Below are 18,930 nucleotides of genomic sequence, written 5' to 3'. Positions count from 1 at the left end.
GTGGGCAACGCCCGCCCTAGTTGGCGCCGGCGCAGATTTCACCGTGAAAACGCTGGGTAGAATTCGGGCGCGAAATGCTGGCGGTGATCCAACCAGTTTTCACGGTGAAATCTCTCGCGAATCCCCCCGGGGGCGTTGTCGTAAGTTCGCCGCTGCGCAGTCCCCGCGCCCGCAGGACAGGCCAAGCCCGTTCCGGGCTGGGATACCGTGAATGCTCTCGCGCTCTAGGCGGCCCGGAGAGTTGGTCGAGAGCAAAAAAAGCCCGCGTCATTTGCGCGGGCTTTTCACGGTGAAATCGAGGCGGCTATGCTGCCTCGTCAAGGTCATCCGCTGCAGCCTCGGAGAGGAATTTCTCGATCGTACGGAGTAGCAGCTCCGGATTGACGTCTTTCGGACACTTCAGAATGAGGTTCCGCCCGTCGATCTTGGCGTCAGCGACCGGTTTCCCGGACATCTGCAGGCGGCGTGGGATCACGACAGCCGCGGGGTTCGTGAGCTTCCGGGCCTCGGCCTTCAGCCAGTTCAAGGCATTCTCCTGGGACATGCCCTTTTCTACCTTAACAACGGCCGCTATCACCAGCTCGGTGCAGCCCTGCTCATGGAACGCGACGAAATCAGCCACAACCTTAGTGCCAATCAGCCCCGGCCTCTGCATGAGCATGTCAATCACTACCTGCGGCAACTTGAAGTAAGCCAAGCACCGACTGACGGTGGCCATGCTTCGACCGACACACCGGGAGATATCCATTTGGTTGAGGCAATGCCCCAACTTCAGCAATCGCTGATAGCCCAGGGCTCGTTCGAAATCAGACAGGTCTTCCCGGGCATCGTTGTCCGTCATTGCGAGGATCGCGGCTTCCTTCTCGCCAAGATCACGGACAAAGCCTGGAATATATGCCTCATGCTTCAGTTGGAACGCCCTGAAGCGACGCTCGCCGGCAATGAGCTCAAAACGACCGTCATCCTTGCGTCGGACGGTAATCGGATTGTTCAGCCCAACGAGATCAATGGTGCTTGTCAGCGAAGCAAGGGCGTCTTGATCAAAGACGAGCCGAGGCTGATGTGGGCTGACATCAATCTGGTCCATCGGCAACATCTGCTGGGACCCAATGGGGATGTGAAGGGCCTTCGGGGGGGGCGAAACCCCCGATGCACCCCCAGAGACGGGAGCTGTCCGAGGCGAAGGACTCGGAGTGGGTGCAGCAGCTGGTGCCGGCGTGCTCTGCAGCGGGGGAGGGGGGGCAAGCGGATCTTCGTCCAAGATTCCCTGCTCGCGCAGAATCTCCGACATCGGCCGATTCAGATTGGCCGATGGCATCTCCGCGGGTACGACAACCCCCTGGATATGCTGAGGCGGGGCCTCAGCGGCTGGCGGCCGTGCTGCATCGTGGCCGAGGCGTCGGGATTGTTTCATTTAGCGACCTCCGTAACTGCGCGGATGCGCGCGACCAACTCCTCGAAGACTTCCCGCATTGCCCCGAGCGAATTTTCAGTGCCGGTGCGCCAGAGCGACAGCGGAACGCCGTCCTCGAGGCTCTTGGAGTAGTCCTCCGAATGGTACAAGCGGCTCTCAGTCACCTTACCGGGAAACAGGCTGATGAGGCTGGCCATGTTCCGTTCAACGCGCGGCCGGTTGCGAACGTACATCGTGGGGATCGCGACAATCTCCGGCGCACGCTTGAAATCCTTGGCGAACTCACCCAGCCGGAACGCGAGACGGGAGAGTGCCCGGAATGAGAACTTGTCCATGCGAATCGGGCAGATCAGGAAGTCCGCAGCCACCATCGAGTTTCGGGAAAGCAGCGAACCCGCTGGTGCGTTGTCCATGATGATCACGTCATAGCTGGACAAGTTGCAGTGGGGCAGGGCGCCAGTGCGAGCCTGCTCGAAGAACAGCGAATAGCGGAAGTCCGAGCCATTGGCGCTGCGCAGAGCAGAGTCCATATCGTCCAACGAGTCTTCCGCAGGGATCAGGTGCGGGCCGTGCTCACCAAAGGGCTTCTTGACGACCTCTTCAAGCGACATCGGTTGGTAGAAGTTGCCAACGCGCATCAGGTTGCCGATGTGCCCATTGATGGACCTTTCGCCAGGGATACCCATGTCAATGAGTTCTTCCGCCGTAAGGTCAGGGTCATAGCCCATCATGGTCGACACGTCAGCTTGCTGATCATTGTCGATCACCAGCACCTTCAAACCCATCAGGGAAAACTGAATGGCCAGGTTGCAAGTGGTGGTGGTTTTCGCGGTACCGCCCTTCGGGACGAAGACCGAAATGGTGATGGGCCGCGTGAAGCCCTTGATGTGCTTGCTCTCTCGCCGAATTCGCGCGATCTGAAAGATATCGTTCAGCGAGTAGTTGCGGACTTCGACCGACCCCCGGGGCACCCGAGAAATCTTCAGGTCGTTGTCGCGTTCGATGATCTTGAGTGTTTGTGGGCTAACCCCTAGTGCTTCGGCAGCAAACTGAGGCGGGTAAGCCAGGCTCGCAAAGTCCGTATAGGGATAGGGATCGATTTCTACCTCAGTTGCGGTCATAGGCAACCCTCCAAGTATGAAACGTCACAAAATGCAGTTTGAGCCGATTCTAGGGGCTAGATGGTAGCGGGGCAAGGAAAAACGTCACGTTCTATATGGTGTGAGTGGAAAAAACGACGCAATACCATATAGAACTGATCGCGCCGGGGAGGACGATGTGGAACGTCAGGCACTTGACGAGCCGTGCCGGCTTTGATCTAGGCGGGTGAATCTGACGAGGTCGACCAACGAGCAGAAGCAGCTCGGACAGGGAGCTGTCGAGCAAGTGCCTGCCACGTACCTTCTGGTGTGGTTTAGTGCCGTGCTGGCCAATGAACTACACCACAGAGGGATCAGAAATGTTGCAAGAGGGAAAGTACGACAGGACAGTCCAACTGCAGTGCCCCACATGTGGCGGCACTGACTTCGCCAGCATCGAGAACGCGCCAGTTCCGGAGCTGCTGAAGTGCACGCGTTGCGGACGTGAGATTTCCCGCGAGAACCTGGTGAGCGAGAACGGTGCTCACATACAAGCCCATGTAGATGAGGTGAAGGCAGAGGTAGTGGCTGACATCAAGAAAGAGATCGCCAACATCTTCAAGGGCTCGGGGTTCAAGCTGAAATGACTGAGAGCGACTTCATCGCAGCCGCGGCGCTGATCGTTTCCGTTGTCGGTACGGGCGCGTCGGTGCTCTTCAACCATCGGCAGAAGGGTGTCAATCAGAGCCAGAAGTTGCTGAACGAGCGTCTGCTGGCCAGAGAGGAGGCGGAAGCAGCGGCAGAGAAAAAGGCTGACGTGAGCACTGCGTTTGCCATGCGCGGTTCCAACGACAGGCGCTTCAAGGTCTTCAACCGGGGACGGGCCGCTGCCAGGAACGTACGCATCGAGTTCGTGGACGGCAATAGCATTCTGGTCGAGTCACAGGTGCGCAGCACGTTCCCGCTGGAGCGGCTGGAACCACAGTGCGGGGTGGACCTGATTGCAACTGCCCATCTAGGGCTCGCGGAACGGAAGTTCCAGGTGAAGATCTCCTGGGAGGACGAGACTGGGCCCCAAGAGAAAATCGAGTGGCCCACGCTCTAGGCCTCGACGGCTTTCTTGCGCGGTGGTGCCGGTGCTGCCTCGGCCACCATGGCATCAGCCGGATAGAGCCGCAGGAAGCTGCGGGCGAGTTCCGGATCGCGGCAGTTCAACCAATCATCCCACTCGTCGCGAGGCAAGATCACTACGCTGCGTTTCTCTTTGCCTGGCGCGTGCATGCGCCGCATGAGAGCATGGGTTTCGGCCGCAACCGTTGGCATCGTGAAGGTGGCCGAGCCGTCCGGCCAATCGCGCCACAAGCCGGCAATGGCGAAGGGCTCGCCATCAGGTAGCCCGATACGCCACCGCACGGCCTTGCCTGTCTCCCAGCAGGGCTCATACACAGCGGTGGCCCCCACAAGCGCGAGCCGGCATTCACGCCAGTACTTTGCAAACGACTGGAGCTTGCCAATGGTTTCCAAGCGGGCGTTCATGGTGTCGTAGTCCCGCACCTTTGGGGGAGCGCCAGTCCGTTGCATCGTCTCCTCATTGCGCCGCTTTATCTCCGCTTTGGGCACCATCCCAAAACCTGCCAGCACGCATTCCCGTTGGCCGTGGTCGCCGGCGCGGATGATCGGGGCAGGGTAGTCTCGCCACGCCTCTGCACGCCATTCGTCGGAAGGCGGCTCGACGCCGAACACGTCCGTAAGCGGTCTTTTAAGGGCGCCCCTTGCGGCCGCCGGCGGTATCCGCTAGACGGTTGAGGGCTTGAGCCTCCAGGGCAGCAGAGCCTCGTAGTCGTCGGCGGTCTGTGCGTGTGGCAACGCCTTGAACAAGGCAACGAGATACTGATACGGATCGACGTCGTTGGCCTTGCAGGTTTCCACCAGCGAGTAAAGACTTGCGCTAGCGTTGGCACCGGCCACGGTGTCGCAGAAGAGGAAGTTTCTCCGTCCGATCACGAATGGCCTAATCGCGTTCTCGCAGGGATTGTTCGAGATCGGCCAGGTTCCGTTCTCGATGTAGCGCACGAGCTTTGGCCACTGCCCATGCAGGTAGTGCAGCGCCTTGCCGAACAGGCTTTGCGGCAGCACGGTATGCAGATGTTGCAGCAGCATCGTTTCGATCTCGGCCAGCAGCGGCTGGCTTTGTTCGGCGCGAACCTGCTGCCGTTGTTCCGGCTTCATCTTGAGCGTGTGGCTTTCGATGGCAAACAGCTTGCCGATGCGCTGCAGGAATCCGGTGACCGGGTGGTCGGGGCGCTTGTCCTTGGGCAAGGCTTGCTCCGCCTCGACCAGGTAGCGGCGCGCGTGTGCCCAGCATCCGAGATGCACCAACTGATAGGTGTTTGCGACGTCGTCGTATGGTGCATAGCCGTCGGTCATCAACACCGCCCCAGGCTTGATGCCGGCATAGAGAGCCGTAGCCTGCTTTGTCTCGCGTGTCGGGCTATAGGCAAACAACCGTACCGGCGGCCCTGTGCCATTCATCTGCGCCCATAGGAAGCTCTTTCTCTGGGCAGGCCTGCCGGGCTCCTTGAGCACCTGTACCGTTGTCTCGTCACCGTACACGACGTCTGCTTCCAGCAGATGGTCACGCAGCAGGTTGATGATTGGCTGCACCGCCTGGCCTACTCGCACTATGCTTGCGGCCAGGGTGCCGCGAGAGAGGTCCCCGCCGAAGCGATGCAGCAGCGCTGCCTGGCGGTACAGCGGCAGGCCATCCTGATACTTCGAGGTGATGCACCAGGCCAGCGCCGATTCGGTAAGGAGTCCCTTGGGAATAATGCGCGCCGGTGCCGGCGTCGTCTTGATGCCGCCGTCGCAGCATGGGCAGGCGTACTTGACCCGCTGGTGCTGGATCACGCGGACCTGCTGCGGCACGATGTCGAGCTGTTCGCTGACCTCGACGCCAATCTCGACCAGAGCCTGGCCATCGAGGGGGCAGACGCGTTCCGATTCGGGTAGTTCGTGACGAACCTCGACACGGGGCAGCGCCGGGTCGAGCGGCTTGCGGCCGCGCTTCTTGCGTTTGTGTCCGGCCACTTCGGTCTCGGGCGTACCTTCTTCTTCCTGCGCCGGCTGCGCGGCCGCCGTCGCCAAGGCCTCGGCCTCATTGAGGAACAAGTCCTTCTGCTCCGAGCCTCGCGCCTCGCTCTTTGCGGCGAACAGCTTACGCTGAAACGCCTTGAGCTGTTCCAAGAGCAGGTCTCGCTGGACCGTCATCACACGCAGTTCGCCCTTGATTGCCTCGCGTTCCGCGAGTATTGCCTTGAGCTCGCGCTCGGCGTCTCGCAACAGTTGCAGCTCGGCGGCGGTAACGGTGACGGGCGTGGATGGCATGGCGGGTTAGACCGCTGCCGCCAAACAGCGTTCACGCAGCGCGATGGTATTCTCGGTGCGGGTGCCGGCGCATCGCCTCGATGTCGATTCCCTCGAGCAGCCAGTGCAACTGTTCGACCGTCAGCGTAGCCACAGCCGCCTCGCGTGGCCAGGCAAACCGGTCCGCCTCCAATCGCTTCAACAATAGCCAGAAGCCGTTGCGATCCCACCCGAGAATCTTGATGCGATCGGCCCGCTGGTTACGGAACACAAATACAGCCGATGCAAACGGATCCAGCCCGAGCGTCTGCTCGACCAGCAGTGCCAGGCCGTTGATGTTCTTACGGAAGTCCACTGCGTCGCGATGCAGATACACCCGCAGCTCAGCGTCGAGCCGAAACATCAACGGTCTCCACTCAGTGCTTCGATCATTGCCTTTACGAGCCCAACGTCTCGCTCGCTGCATTCGAGCTCAAGTGATACACCGTTGGGCAGCTTTGCGCTCAAGAGCGCCAGCGGTTGCGCTTGCCGCGGTGGCGGATCGCCAGTCGCTGATGCCGCTTCGTGACGCGGCACCGCAACCTTTGCAAGTGTCTCGATTGGCCGCGAATCCTGAACCTCCTGGACAACCGGCACGAATGCCGGCAACGCACCTCGCGCCTGCACTGAATCTCGGTAGTCCCGAATCCATTTGCGCAACTGGTTAGCGTTGATACCGGCCTTGAGCGCCGTGCCCGAGACCGATGCTCCCGATTGAAGACAGAACTCAATCAGACGCCGCTTGGCCGCTGGCTCGTAGTCGCGCTTCCCATTGGAGCGGACTCGCACCGCCTGCAGCGGAAATAGGTCAATCTCGTCTTGGATCATGTTTGCGTCCGCAAAGTCTTTGCGGACGCTAGCCTGCCAACGTTCAGCCTTCAATACCAGACGTCGTCAATTGAGCGCTTACACACGTCCCGTAACACCTGGCGTTGCACGGGGGCGTAATTCACGCACATGACTTGTCTCCGTTGTCGGGTGGTGGTGATGGTACCTTGCCGCGCCCGCGTACCACGTCAGCGCGGATGGGCGTGTCCATTTCTGCCTGCGTGATCGGCCGCAGCAGCCAGGCCTGGCGGTACTCCCTCAGATCGAAGTCGGCCCGCTCAAACCCCGTCAGGATCATGTCGTCGGAGGTGAGTTTCACTATCCGCGCGTCGTACAGAACGCCGAGCTCCGCCACGTCCTGGTGCTTGCTGTAGGCCATGAACGCATGAGCCATCACGCGATGGGCGCGCGTATCCATGCGGTCCTCGATCAACACCTGGCCGCGCCATAGCGACTGCCCGCCCCACCATCCACGGTGTAGTCGGCGCCCCTCCTGACAGAGTTTCATGACTTCGAATAGCACTGTATAAATATACAGTATCGAAGGGGCGGGCGAGGCAGTGCGTTGGAATGAGATTGCTCGTGAACAATGCAAGAGAACCGGCACGCTGAGCCACTGAAGTGTGATCTATCAGGTTCTCGTCCCGCAGCATCACCAACGTGGCCCGGCTGGTCTGCATCGGTGTTATCCTGTCATGTCACTTGGCGCCTTGGACCAACGGCTAGCTGCTCCCTCCTCGGACGGACGCTAGCCGCCAGGAGTGCCTTTAGAAACGGTCGCGTGCGGCCGTTTTGCTTTGGTGCATCAGATATCGCGCTTGAAGCCGGGAAGGGTGGCGCCCGGTCTCTTGATCTTGAGCCAGTCGCGCGAGGGCCCAGCCACGTAGGCGCTGCCTACGCGCTTCGCCACCATTCCCTCAAGCTGCAGCGCAATCACGGCAGCCCACATCGCCGCGCCGTCATCGATGGCGCTCACATACAGCACGCCAGGCAAACCCGACACCAACGCCGCCAAGCGTGCCTGGCGCTCCTCGATGGGTTTGCCACGAATGTCCGTGCCGGCATGCACCAGCAGATCGAACGCACACAGCACCACTGGTGGTGCGCCCGGATACCAGCGGCGCCGCATAGCGCGCTCGTGCAACTGTACGAAGTCGGAGCGCCCGTTGACCAGCACGCACATCTCGCCGTCGATGATGTGATGGCCAGCGGGCAGACCGGTTAGCGTGGCAGGAATCTCCGGAAACCATGTCGTGGCATCCGCGCCGCCGCGCGTGCGCAACCGATCCCGTGTGGCCAGCGTGCGGTAACCATCGTGCTACGGGGAATACTGCCAGGTGCCCGTACGCGGCAGGGCCTTACTGGCTACCGCCAGCATCGGCTGAATATCCTCGAGCTCGAGCAGTTGCCGGCGCGGCACGGCGGGCCCTTGCTAGCAGCTATGCGCGCGTGCGCCCGCGCAAGATCCACCGTGCCACTGCCGCGCCGGCCCAAATGAGCAAATAGGCAGCCACTGAAAGGGCGAACATGGCGACAATGTGTCTGACATACATGTACGGCTCATGCTGTTCTTCCCATGCGTACATCATCTTGGTTTGCTTCTGGCAAACCCCGATGTAGTCCGCTGCGGGGTCAAGCTGCAGCCCCTTGCTGATGGCAATGTCCTTGCAGTCCTGCAAAGACTTGTCGAAATCGATCTGCAACTGCAAACCGCGGGCAAAATGGAAGTACGTCGGCACCCCAAGCGAGAGGATCACTGTCAGAACAATCGCTAGCCGATTCCACATGCCAAGCCTAAAGTGCCGAGCCATCTGACTTCCCCCTTGCTCTGCTATCGGCTCTCTGATGATTGGTGCCGGCCAACGCGAGTCTACGCCAGGCGAGGCGCCAACGACAGCCAGCCGCGGCTGCGGGTTTTCGAACCCAGCGCCATCCATCAGGATCACAGCAATGAAAGTGCGAGAGAACTCATTCCTATCCTTGATCATTCCATCTTGACGCATATTATTCGCATAGGATGCGTCGACATGGAGGTGAATCATGGTCCGCAAAAACGCGATGAAAAGAGCGAGGCGTCTTGCGCGCTTGACGCAAAGCGAAATTGCAAAGCGGCTCGGCCTGAGCCAATCGACCTATCACAGGTGGGAGTCCGGCGAGATCGAGGTTCCAGAGGCGAAGGTGATTTCTCTGTCGGAGGCACTCGGGGTATCTGTAGAGTACTTGCGAGGGCAGCCTGAGCCATTTGATATCGAGGGAATGGATGAGCAACTTCCTGCAGACAGGAAGAACTACGGATTCGCAGCGATTCACTTTAGTACCGGCTGTCCGCCGTTGCTACTGCCGATATCTGATGGAGAACGCAGTCGCATCCTGATACAGCTGGATGATGCCGACACGCTAGGGATTGTCATCCAATCATTGGATAACAGGACCGTGTACATCCGTCGCGCAGCGATGGGCGACATGTACCTAACCGGCCATGAAGTGGGCGAGGGTGGGCCAGAGGAATATGGTGACCAGTACCTTGGTGTTGCTCCGGATGATACGTTTTGGAGGATAGTGTCACAACTGGACTCCCCCCATGATCTTCTGGCGAAGGCTGAATTCACCGAAGAAGAGGTTCTGGCGGTTTTCACTCATATTCGACCATCCTCGCCCGCTTTGGGCGGGACGCCTAGCAGAGTTGAATTCGAGGGTTTGGATTGGGACGCAGTTGTTGCTTCGGTGGACAAGAAGATCTTGGATCGGTATATGGATCGCGCAAATTGTGTGGTCTGGAACCTGCCATGCATCGGTCAACATGATGTCGACGTGGAGGATGATTGCTCGATTTACAACGCATTCTGCTTCACTCTCGAGTATCCCTACCAGGACGTGCCATTTGTGACTCTCGATGTCGAGGGCTCGTATAAGCAAGTTGCGATCAATCTCTCCGCCGTGAACTATGTTTCTGTACCAACGCAGCGGTACAACGATGGATGTGCAGAAGCCGACGAAGAAGATGACCGCTAGACCGCCGTAAGCACCACCCGGGTCGCAAGGGCGCGGCCAGATGCCGATCTACAATGGGAGTACTGTACAAATATCCAGTTCAATTTCGTGAGTGCCGGTTTTGAGCCCCCACCCCTGCCGATGCCATCCTATGTCGTGCCAGAGGATTCCATCTGCCGCACCTGCTCGCGGCTGCAGTTCGGCGTCCGGCCAGAATTTCCTCACCCTCGGCTATGGATGGACTGCCCGCATGCTGTGCCATATGCGCCGATTCGGGCGCTCTCCTGTCGGTTTTTCGAACGCGAGCCGGGTGTTGATTAACAATGGCCTGCTGACATTAGTTTTGTGCGGCCAGCGCCGGCCAGAGTGGCCTCTGTTCTGGGGCGCTCGGCCAATGCCAGATCAGTAGCTCCGGAGCCTCGGCCAGTTCATTTGCACGAACTGGATGAACTGGTCAAAGTCAGCCTCAACGTCAAAGATTTGGTCGCTCGTGACCCAGTCGAAGTACGCGATGCGAGTATGACGTCTTGAATTGCCAGGGATGAGGTGACGCAGAGCCATTTCCCGGACTCCGCCACCCTTGCTGTATAGGTTGAGCACATTCTGCGGCAGGTACATCCGCAAGTACACCTGCTCGCTGAGGTCTGGGAAGTAGTCGAGGGCTCGTGTTCGCACCGATTCGAGCCAGCCGGAGAATTCCCAGGTTTTATCGTGTTGGGGGTTGAAACTCGCGTATGCGGCCACGACCGATACGCCGCCGCCGTTCCCGGCAGCCGGAATCGGATGAAAATGAAAACTCATCTTGTTACTCCTACTAGTTCATCCTTCGTGCGACGCCCGCCAGCTGACGAGGGTCGAAAAAAAACGCCCCAGTGGAGCGTTTCTTGGAATTGGCGGGGGCTGAGGCACTCTTTGGGCCTAAGTCTGCCACGTATGCGATCGTGACTCCCCTGCAGTGTCCAGTGCGCATACCCCCAGTAACCCCGCGCCCCTTCGATTGCTTTTCAGCTTGAATCTCAGTTTCATTTTTTTCCTTTCAAATGAGCCTCGACGCCGATCTCGACCTCGAACACCATAAACAAGGAAGCAAACAACACCAGACATCCGCTGAGGAAGTCCCCGATCAACAATGTGCCAGACACGGCACCGAAGCCGGGAAAATGGGCATCATACCCGCCTTTTAACCATCTCGCATCTCCCCGGCTGGTTTGCTTGGCGCATTTAACATAATAGACGTTATGTGCATCAAGCGTCACACGTAGGGCGCTAAGCTGCTAACCGGGCCGCTCGGACAATAACGTCCGCTAGCGAGAACAATATGCAGTTGGTTGGCGTCTCGATTCCTACCTCTCGGACAATCGGCGATCTCAATACGCGATCGCCGTCTCGCACCGAGACTTGCAACTCGATAACCGTGCTGAAGAGTTCGCGCAAGGCTCGGGTCTGTTGCTGTTGCGCTTGCCGGCCTAGGGCCTTGAAATTGAACTCGGTGCAACCGGCGACATTGAGCGCATCAATTGTCTTGGTGACGCCGATCCGTGAACTGTTGCTAGCAAGAGAGTCTCGAAATCCCGCCTCGATCATGAGGGACACCAGGCATTGAACTGCCCAGGGCACGTCCTGGTCGGCCAGGAAATCCGCTGGGCGTTCGTATCCGAGTTCAGTCAACCGCTTCCCGAAACCAATCAAAGAGAAATTACTGCGCGGGCGGGCGTTGCTACCCAGCGCGGCGAGCAGAGCCGCATGGGACTGATAGCCAAAACCAGACGCGATGGCTTCGCTCAAGTGCGACGATTTGATGCCAGAAAATTGCTCTCGCGCGGCCTTCTTGTGTTCGCCAGCTGAGTTCTGAGTGAGAGCGGATGGGAATAGCAGCAACATGGGAAAACTCCGTTTCTTGCCCACAACCGACGATTACATGCGGGCACAATGAAATGGAGATTCACATGCCGAGGACGAGTGTCCGTAGGTATCGCAGGCCGTTTAACCCGTCGGCAGGTTGGGAGGCCATCCACCGCAAGATATTAGCGGCGAAGGCGCATCTGTGCAACTTGACGCCACCGCCGGCGCAAAGGGGAACAGATTTGGGGCGTGGAGGTGAAGGATTTTGGGGCGTGCCCTTGGTAGGTAGATCAGGACTTTGGCACAACATCGAACGTCACGCCGCCATCCCACTCGAGCGAGACCTGACCACCACACGAAGCGCAAGTATGGGAAGCGGCATCATGCGAGTCGTCGGCGAAATGAACTTCGCCACGGTGGCCGCACGTCGGACAGCGGTAGACGTATAGGACTTGACCTTCCACTTCCATGGTTTGTACCTCTGGCCTATAGATTTCTGCAATCTAGCACGGCAGGAGAGCCCGGGGATTGCCGTGTGGGCCGGCGCTCAGAGCTTGGGTTCCCGGACGCATCTGCCGCCTTCCAAACGGCGTAACCTTCGGGTAGATTGTCGACCAGGAGGATTGATCACCCTCTCAACTTGAATTGGCGCCAGCTCAGAGCAATAGTCTCTTTCCTGGAGTTGATTATGACAACTGACACGGGTGGTTCATCTAGCGAGCCGGTGGCTCTCGCAGATCGAGCCGAAGTCAACCACGTTAAACGACACATCCGCAAGTGCCAGCGTCATCTGGCACGCCTTGACGGTCACCTCACCAGCGCCTTCGATAAAGCCCTGGACAACTCTGACGACGATACGGACCCTGAGGAACTTCAGACCTTGGGCGAGCAAAAGACGCAGTGCGAGCAAGCTGCTCGCAAGTACTCGGAAGCCATCGGATTGGCTTCCGCAAAGAAGTTGACGGAGGAACAGTTTGCGGTCGTGACGACCATGGTCAATGAGGCAGATGTTGCGCTGAACGAGGCCGAGCCGATGGGCTGGCCCTCGATGAAGTAATCGTACGCAACCTACCGTTTGATGAACCAAGGCCCGCTAAGTCGCGGGCCTTTTTTCATGGGTCAGTGGTACTTGGGCGCCAATTCGATTGCCTTGGCTACATGCGGTTGTAGCTCATCCAAATAGGCATCAACGTCGGCATCCTTCTGTGCCAACAGAGCTTTCTGCCCGACCACGTTTGGCCATTTTACTGCCGCGGCAGCTACGTCGATTGCACCGAGCAAGGTGCGCATTCGGACGCCGCGGTACCTCTCTTCGAGTTGGTCCGTTCTGATGACGTACCGTACAAGCATCGGTGAGACTTGCGCGGTGGCGGCCAATTGCATGGGGTCTTCTATGGCGCCAAGCTCGTCGAAAGTCAGACTCAGAACATCCTCAAACGTGAACTGTTTCATATCGAAAGTAGGTGGCTAAGGCTCACGGCGGATTGTACCAATCAACTCTGGCCGTGGCCTTGCCTCCCTTACCCCTCTCTCGCGCATGTACATCCAGAATGCTGACCGGAGATCAGTGCAACGCCGCCTTGCGCTTTGCTCGCTGGTACCAGCCTGGTAAGTAGGACGCCCCTTCGGCTAAGTCTTTCGCCAACTCAGGGTGTGACCGTGCCCAGTCCTGCAGAGCTGACCAGGCAGGTGAGGAAAAGAACCGCTCTTCGTCGTCCCCGTACTCGGCTTCACCGGCAACCACGATGCCAAACTCTTTACTGAGCTGCTGGATCTGTGTTTCCGAGAACCGCGTCAGATCAACCCTGGCCTCACTGGAGTACTTCACCAGCCACCATCCCTCTTTCTGGGGGCGGCCATTCTTTGGATGGGGCTGAAACTTCCGAAGCATCGAGACGCCGAGCGGAGTGCTGTCCATCCAGCCGTCTCCGCAAGTGATATATGGGCCATCGCTCGTAACGAAGCCTTTGCAGAGCAGCCCACCAAAGTTCGCTCTGTGGAAAATGCGGGTGGAGTAGCTGTCGTCGTTAGGGTCGATCACAAAGCACGCTAACACCCCTTCAAGGTCGTTAGTGCTCAGTGGCGACGCTATGGCAGCAAGGCTCTCTGGTCTAGCAGAGGTATGGCACACCGCCTCCATGCTCGCCCCCAAAATTGGCAACGGATAGGGCCCTCCATCGTGGCGGCGTTCGGATTCAAGCGTTATATAGGGCATTTCCAAAGGCCAGCTTATACGGGCGGTCCAAGGGCCATCATCAGGACTAAGCTTTGTCCCGCGAGTAATGAAATCCATGAAGGCCTCTACAGGGCCAGGGAACACCCGTTCGTCCTCAGAATTCCGTCCGAGAGAAGTTAAAAACGGGCCCTGCAATGCCCACCACTGGGCATCGCGACAACCAGGCATCAGCCCGCAAAGGTGATGCCAGCTGGCCACGTCAAAGATGGCGGCAACCAGCGCCTGCGCTTGCGCAGTGCCGGCTTCGGTTGCTCCCGCGATGCTGAGAAGCTGTCGAGCCAATATCAGCCACTCCGCCGGGCTAGGCCAGTGACCCCACTGCGGCGTCGTTTGCTCGCGATCACCTACCTGGACTGATTCGAATCCCGGCCATCGCTTGATTCGATTGGCGAACTCCTTTTCCGAGTCGCCGTTCTTGTGCAACCGACCTAGCGCGTGCTCGGCGCGGTCAAGTGTCGCGCTGGACCAGCGAGGCGGCTCAGGGACTGGTCTAATCTCTGCAAACGGGACGTTGTCGCGCGAGAATGCAAGGATATTGTGGGCTCGAGATATAGCGGTTGGCCATTGATCGGAGTCTCGACACATATCTAGCAGAGCGGCGACACACTCTGCCTCCGATGCTCCTGCCATTAGCCAGTCGTAGCGACTCGCCAGGACATCTGCTGAGTTTTGCAGCTCAATCAGATAGCGTGCTTGGGGCAGACCGCCTTCGGCGATTGCGACAGTCTCGAAATCAGGCTTGGTGAACAGGTCTTCGAAGCGGTCGTACCAATTCCCACCCAGACAGACTTTGACGTTGCCCAAGAAAGGCTCGAGTCGTCTGGCCAGATCGTTCCAGAACCCGTTGGACCCATAGGGGTGTGCAAGAGCAGGCATGCTGAGTCTTCCATTTTGCGCGGCGTGAGAGGTGTGCACATTGCCTCGGCCGCGACAGAAGTCAGCACGAGAATGAGGAGGTGGAATAGGCCCTGTTTTACCATCCGCCGAGTCGGCGGGTGCACGGAAGGCTTGGGCAGCGCTCCAAGCATGATACTCATCGTCGGCAGAAGATCAAGTGGTCTGATCATTGGTCTGGGTGACCGGCCGTTCCCCTGCCATGTCATGCCGCCATTGGCTGGCCCGCCCCTGCTCAATAGATCTGGTCGTGAAGAATGATTGAGGTACTGTCGTCTGGCCCTACCAAGGCAATGCCTTCTCCAGTCATCGTGTAGAGCGGCTGACTCGGAAAGACCCTGCGCACGCTTGCCAGATCGAGAAACTTTGGAACCTCAACGGGGCTGTCTCCGGCGAGTTCGGGCGAAAGGTCGCCGCCGCCTGGCAAGTCAGAAGGCGACCCTCCGGTTCGCACCTCAAACGGAGGCATCGCGAGAATTCCAAGCGGGATGTAGTCGGCAATCACCCATTCGTTGTAGCAACCTTGGCGCCGATTGGAAATCGTCAGCGCCAATTCTTGAATTGAGAGGCTCGCTGGCGCGTCGCACATTCGGCTTCCCGTCTGGTCAGTCCACGAGCCACAATCTGCCGCATCTGCACACCGTAGGGATTGCGGAGAGTGCAGGCCGAGAATCACACCAACGCAACCAACCGCATTGCTCGCATAGTGTTGCCCAAACCGGTCGCCTGGCATGACCACCGACGCGGAGAGTCCTCCTTGCGCTTTCCCGTCAAGTACCTTCTGCAGGTCGTCAGGGAACCACAATCTTTCAGCGTCAGTTTTCCCCGCGCCTTTCGGCGCCCCAGAAAAATGTACGAGCAGGCCACTGACGCCTTGGAGGAGTTGATACACCTCGCCGACTGTGGGTCGAATGAGAGAATTCGTCATTGTTGATCGTCTTGCGATTCTGGTGATGGTTGGTCTTGATCTGTGTCACAGGGCGCACATGGGGGGCGGCTAGATTACCTCCGTCGCGCCGGGCTTAATTGCCGAAGTCATTGCGCCGGGGTGAATACAAACTGCTGCATCCAGGCTGCAAGGTCTTCCAGCGCTTGCAACGCCCCGCTCAGCGTCGCATCCTTGGGCATGCCGCTGATTCCGAGATACTTGGTCGATCGACCCTCCTCAAACAAATTGTCTGCCGGGTCCGAGTGGGTACGCCATGAACTGACTTCGTTCTTCGTGTCGGCGTAAAACCTTTGTTTGATCTCTTCGATGCTTTGCTTTTCGGTACCGAAGCTGATGTAGCCGAGAACGTAGAAGTACAGCGCATGATCTTCATCCGTTTCATCTTCACCATAAGCCAGTACCACCTTCGAATATTTTCCCCAGCTAGCAGGATAAATCTCGACTACATGCTGGTTAAGGGATCGCCAGACCTGCTGTTTCGAAGTCAGCGCGACGGACCCTTCTAGTGTCATAGCCGATAGACGTTCTCGCACGCGTGCCGTGGCATCGTGCTCAAGCTGCGATTTGAACTCGCCTAGGAGATCGGCGGCCTGGCTAAGTGCATGGAAGTTTTTCAGGGCAAAGCTGAATGCTGCGTCTGACATTATGGTGCCGCTCTCTGGGTTGGCGAGTGACTCTAGGTGGTTGAGAAATTCTCTGTAGAAAAAGTGCCACTTTGATACCGGTGCCCGAACGAATTCCTGGCCTAGAAGATCGAGCGCTGTCTTCACGAGATCGGGATAGGTGACCACCGGCCATCCCAATGGAACATCGGAGGTCCTATCGGTCGGGCGGAGTACGCATTTGATAATTGGCCCACCGGCTGCGCGTTCAGCAAGCAGCCGGTCGTAAACGTGGAACGGGTTTCCGCGTGCGGTGGCGTAGACCTTATTCTCGATGCCCAGAACGAAGTCCCCGTCAGAAATCACGAGATCAAGGCGTTTTACAGAATCACTCTCTTGATCGGTCTGGGCAACTTCCCGTTCAGCGGTAACGCCGTCCCAGTCGACCGACTCGACTATGATCCCTTCAGCCAGGCCTCTATTTGCGAGACACGATAGAAGTGCTTTTGCTAGCCATCGCGGCGCTTGTGGTTCCGCACCCATGAAAAGAGCCATCAGGTCGGACGTAGGGTTCTCCAAATACCCCGCGCCGCCAACCGCGTAGAAGTTGAGTTCCGGCGATTCCATCTGGGGCAGGTCCCCGATCTGCCTCAAAACCTGTGCAAGTTGCTCCATTAGTCTCGTATCTCTTCAAAGCCGGTCTGTGTTGTCGCCACACGCTTGGCGGCGGATTTACCCGCCGCACACATCGCAGGTCAGCAGGCCATTGATGTACGGCCGGTTTCCCTGATGGGGGTCAACAATCTGTTTGGGATGGTAATGGCCCTGAACGCAATCGGGGGGGATGTCTTGGCGAACGACATAGCAGGGGGGCTCACCCCCAAAACCCAAGGGGCGCCGAGCGGCTAGTTGCCCCCACTCGGACAAGATCATCTTCGCCACTTCAACATGCTGCGCCGCAGGCACGAGGCCTACTGGGACATCGACCTCCAGAATTGTCGGGATGCCATAGTTGCGAAGCCGGAAGCGGTAGTCTTCACCACTCAGGGGACGGCCCAGATGCGCCGCGAGCGCCATCAAATATTCACTACCTTGGATGAGGTAATGGCCGCATTGTTTTACTAGAAATTCGTCACTTCCCACGAGCCACATTTTGCCCCGCTCCCTATCGCTGCGGTCGGCGAACTGCTTGATGGCACTATCCACGTCCTCCTTGGGTACATCCGAAAAAATCTCGCGGAACGCGTCGCAAAGAAGTTCGCTGTCTTGCCCGAGCAAGCCGCGCTCGTAGTAGCTGGCCAGCTTCAACGGGCGGCAGCCATGAAAGCCCTTGAAATGCGTGTAGTAGCTGGTTAAGCCAGCGACGAATTCGGGTAGGACGTATTCCGAGTCGGGTAGCCAGGCAAAGTCGTCCGACCAGCATTTCGGCCGCTCTTGCGAGAGATGCTGTCGCAGTTCGACGGTTAGCACATGGCCTGCATAGTGGCGGATGCTAGCCAGCCAGTTCCGGCGCATTCTCCAGTCAAAAACCTTGGTATTCATTAGGGTCAATTGTCAGCTAGTACGGTTAGGCGCAATGTAACTGAATTGCCGCGCGGCGATCGGCGATCATGACACGTCCGGAGTACGGCGCGAGGCTTTGGCAGTGACCGTGACCTAGACCAAGGATGGCCCATTTTCATTCCTCGAAGCTAGCGCCCAACCTGATGCCTTGATCAGTTGAAGCAGGCGACCGAGTTGTGAGGAGGCGACTGTCTGGTTGATCGTCGGAAATAGCTCACTCAACATATCGTCGAACGTCAGTATCCTGATGGGGTTTCCATTCAAGCTCTGGCGGAACTCTGGGTGCTGTTCCCAAGCAGTCCGATCTGCTTGGGCAGTGAGCCGCGTCACGGCCGTTACGTACGTGAATGCCTTTGCGCCCGTGGCTCGCTCCACCTCAGCGCGAAACGCCTGCGCCCATTTCGGCCTGGCGAGCTCGCGAAATGCCAGCCATGCTTCCCTACCATTCACCTTCTTGTTCTTGGCGATCGCATCACTCCAATACTGCGGGCTGAAGCCTTGCTGCCAGCTCTTGCAACTGACTACCACCACCCGTTCGGGCCCCTGCATTAGCGGGTGAATGCCGATCACGTCGACGTCGCTGTGAACCGCATCGGCTTGGGCGACATAGTCGACATGGTCTTTGGCTGGTCGGAACTTCAGGTTGTGCTGGGTGAAATACCCCTTGTGCTGGAGGTACTCGTCGACCATCTGCTCCAGAATGTCTTCTTTCATGTCCCCTGCCCTTTGTCTATCGTGGACCCGAATCAAGCTGTTGGCAGTACCGATCTTCCAACCCCCAATAACTTAGGGGAAGGTGCGTACCAGGTACGCGACGATTTGGTGGCCAACGGTGTTGAACTGCTCAAGTGACGTAACCATGAACTTCAGTTCGTCGCCTCTGCCACTTGCGTACTGCCGAACTTCGATGCGCTCGTTGATGAAGTCAACGACTAGGCGCACGCGAGGCTTGTCACTAGCAACCCACGCGGTCTCTGCAATGTCCACGCTCACTGTGCGACGTTGTAAAGCCCAGCCGCTGACGGTAGTGACCAGCCTCTTGCCGAGCCGCATTTCAATGCGGTAGGCACGCGCTAGCATCTTCGCTAGCAGGCGTGCTCGACGAACTTCGAACATCGCTTCCCCCATAG

Annotated in this window: 23 protein-coding genes; 4 read left to right on the top strand and 19 right to left on the bottom strand. The window is 58.4% G+C overall.

Annotated features, from left to right (window positions below):
* Window positions 1–304 precede the first annotated feature (304 nt).
* Together EHF44_RS00340 and EHF44_RS00335 are read right to left on the bottom strand one after the other, a co-directional pair.
* Window positions 305–1,087 (bottom strand): ParB/RepB/Spo0J family partition protein, encoded by a 783-nt coding sequence (locus EHF44_RS00340; RefSeq protein ID WP_231138525.1) that lies wholly within the window; start codon window positions 1,085–1,087, stop codon window positions 305–307.
* Between the two features lie 323 nt (window positions 1,088–1,410).
* A complete protein-coding gene (locus tag EHF44_RS00335; protein ID WP_011229285.1) occupies window positions 1,411–2,535 on the bottom strand; it encodes an AAA family ATPase in 1,125 nt (374 codons plus the stop codon).
* 311 nt (window positions 2,536–2,846) lie between these two features.
* Here EHF44_RS00335 and EHF44_RS00330 point away from each other — a divergent pair, with 311 nt between their 5' ends.
* Both EHF44_RS00330 and EHF44_RS00325 read left to right on the top strand, forming a co-directional pair.
* The gene (locus EHF44_RS00330; protein ID WP_200876194.1) at window positions 2,847–3,140 is read left to right on the top strand and encodes an ECs_2282 family putative zinc-binding protein; all 294 of its coding nucleotides are present in this window, start codon (window positions 2,847–2,849) and stop codon (window positions 3,138–3,140) included.
* Complete coding sequence (locus EHF44_RS00325) at window positions 3,137–3,598, top strand: hypothetical protein (protein ID WP_011229422.1); 462 nt, start codon at window positions 3,137–3,139, stop codon at window positions 3,596–3,598. Before EHF44_RS00330 ends, EHF44_RS00325 begins: the two co-directional genes overlap by 4 nt.
* Here the strand turns inward: EHF44_RS00325 and EHF44_RS00320 are convergent.
* From EHF44_RS00320 to EHF44_RS00290, 7 genes are all read right to left on the bottom strand, one after another.
* Window positions 3,595–4,236, bottom strand: a complete 642-nt coding sequence (locus EHF44_RS00320; protein ID WP_253699774.1) for an SOS response-associated peptidase family protein — start codon at window positions 4,234–4,236, stop codon at window positions 3,595–3,597. The two genes, EHF44_RS00325 and EHF44_RS00320, sit on opposite strands and share 4 nt — an antisense overlap.
* Window positions 4,237–4,287: 51 nt before the next feature.
* Window positions 4,288–5,877 (bottom strand): IS66 family transposase, encoded by a 1,590-nt coding sequence (gene tnpC / locus EHF44_RS00315; RefSeq protein ID WP_008652249.1) that lies wholly within the window; start codon window positions 5,875–5,877, stop codon window positions 4,288–4,290.
* A gap of 31 nt (window positions 5,878–5,908) precedes the next feature.
* The gene (gene tnpB, locus EHF44_RS00310) at window positions 5,909–6,259 is read right to left on the bottom strand and encodes an IS66 family insertion sequence element accessory protein TnpB (RefSeq protein ID WP_008652247.1); all 351 of its coding nucleotides are present in this window, start codon (window positions 6,257–6,259) and stop codon (window positions 5,909–5,911) included.
* Window positions 6,259–6,723: an IS66-like element accessory protein TnpA gene (gene tnpA, locus EHF44_RS00305; protein WP_008652244.1), complete on the bottom strand. Its 465-nt coding sequence runs from the start codon at window positions 6,721–6,723 to the stop codon at window positions 6,259–6,261. The genes tnpB and tnpA overlap by 1 nt, the downstream gene beginning before the upstream one ends.
* 121 nt (window positions 6,724–6,844) lie before the next feature.
* Window positions 6,845–7,141: a hypothetical protein gene (locus EHF44_RS00300; protein ID WP_124682097.1), complete on the bottom strand. Its 297-nt coding sequence runs from the start codon at window positions 7,139–7,141 to the stop codon at window positions 6,845–6,847.
* Between the two features lie 387 nt (window positions 7,142–7,528).
* Window positions 7,529–8,005 carry an ATP-dependent DNA ligase gene (locus EHF44_RS00295; RefSeq protein ID WP_011229417.1) on the bottom strand — a complete coding sequence of 159 codons (477 nt, stop codon included), beginning with the start codon at window positions 8,003–8,005 and terminating at the stop codon, window positions 7,529–7,531.
* 157 nt (window positions 8,006–8,162) lie between these two features.
* A complete protein-coding gene (locus EHF44_RS00290; protein ID WP_124682096.1) occupies window positions 8,163–8,711 on the bottom strand; it encodes a hypothetical protein in 549 nt (182 codons plus the stop codon).
* A gap of 52 nt (window positions 8,712–8,763) precedes the next feature.
* Here EHF44_RS00290 and EHF44_RS00285 point away from each other — a divergent pair, with 52 nt between their 5' ends.
* Entirely contained in the window at window positions 8,764–9,735 is a 972-nt protein-coding gene (locus EHF44_RS00285) for a helix-turn-helix domain-containing protein (protein ID WP_051705541.1), read from the top strand.
* A 381-nt stretch (window positions 9,736–10,116) separates the two neighbouring features.
* On the opposite strand, the gene EHF44_RS00280 is transcribed toward EHF44_RS00285, so the two are convergent.
* The 3 genes from EHF44_RS00280 to EHF44_RS00270 form a co-directional block, all read right to left on the bottom strand.
* On the bottom strand, window positions 10,117–10,515 hold the full coding sequence (locus EHF44_RS00280; protein ID WP_011514865.1) for a hypothetical protein: 399 nt from the start codon (window positions 10,513–10,515) through the stop codon (window positions 10,117–10,119).
* 221 nt (window positions 10,516–10,736) lie between these two features.
* Window positions 10,737–10,970, bottom strand: a complete 234-nt coding sequence (locus tag EHF44_RS00275; protein WP_124682095.1) for a hypothetical protein — start codon at window positions 10,968–10,970, stop codon at window positions 10,737–10,739.
* Between the two features lie 10 nt (window positions 10,971–10,980).
* Complete coding sequence (locus EHF44_RS00270; protein ID WP_017510566.1) at window positions 10,981–11,595, bottom strand: hypothetical protein; 615 nt, start codon at window positions 11,593–11,595, stop codon at window positions 10,981–10,983.
* Between the two features lie 649 nt (window positions 11,596–12,244).
* Between EHF44_RS00270 and EHF44_RS00260 the strand changes: the two genes are divergently transcribed.
* Entirely contained in the window at window positions 12,245–12,613 is a 369-nt protein-coding gene (locus EHF44_RS00260; protein ID WP_017510565.1) for a hypothetical protein, read from the top strand.
* 62 nt (window positions 12,614–12,675) lie between these two features.
* On the opposite strand, the gene EHF44_RS00255 is transcribed toward EHF44_RS00260, so the two are convergent.
* From EHF44_RS00255 to EHF44_RS00225, 7 genes are all read right to left on the bottom strand, one after another.
* Complete coding sequence (locus EHF44_RS00255) at window positions 12,676–13,008, bottom strand: hypothetical protein (protein ID WP_011514862.1); 333 nt, start codon at window positions 13,006–13,008, stop codon at window positions 12,676–12,678.
* A 112-nt stretch (window positions 13,009–13,120) separates the two neighbouring features.
* The gene (locus EHF44_RS00250) at window positions 13,121–14,596 is read right to left on the bottom strand and encodes a hypothetical protein (protein ID WP_124682094.1); all 1,476 of its coding nucleotides are present in this window, start codon (window positions 14,594–14,596) and stop codon (window positions 13,121–13,123) included.
* A 325-nt stretch (window positions 14,597–14,921) separates the two neighbouring features.
* Entirely contained in the window at window positions 14,922–15,614 is a 693-nt protein-coding gene (locus EHF44_RS00245) for a hypothetical protein (RefSeq protein ID WP_011514860.1), read from the bottom strand.
* 107 nt (window positions 15,615–15,721) lie between these two features.
* Entirely contained in the window at window positions 15,722–16,912 is a 1,191-nt protein-coding gene (locus EHF44_RS00240) for a PD-(D/E)XK nuclease family protein (RefSeq protein WP_017510562.1), read from the bottom strand.
* A 57-nt stretch (window positions 16,913–16,969) separates the two neighbouring features.
* Window positions 16,970–17,779, bottom strand: coding sequence for a hypothetical protein (locus EHF44_RS00235; RefSeq protein WP_011514858.1), 810 nt, complete (start codon window positions 17,777–17,779; stop codon window positions 16,970–16,972).
* Between the two features lie 114 nt (window positions 17,780–17,893).
* Window positions 17,894–18,514, bottom strand: a complete 621-nt coding sequence (locus EHF44_RS00230; RefSeq protein WP_124682093.1) for a hypothetical protein — start codon at window positions 18,512–18,514, stop codon at window positions 17,894–17,896.
* A 72-nt stretch (window positions 18,515–18,586) separates the two neighbouring features.
* Window positions 18,587–18,916 (bottom strand): hypothetical protein, encoded by a 330-nt coding sequence (locus tag EHF44_RS00225; protein ID WP_124682092.1) that lies wholly within the window; start codon window positions 18,914–18,916, stop codon window positions 18,587–18,589.
* Between the last annotated feature and the right edge of the window lie 14 nt (window positions 18,917–18,930).

It is taken from the genome of Cupriavidus pauculus (assembly GCF_003854935.1).
Taxonomy (GTDB): domain Bacteria; phylum Pseudomonadota; class Gammaproteobacteria; order Burkholderiales; family Burkholderiaceae; genus Cupriavidus; species Cupriavidus pauculus_C.
This window is presented reverse-complemented; position numbering and strand designations above follow the sequence as displayed.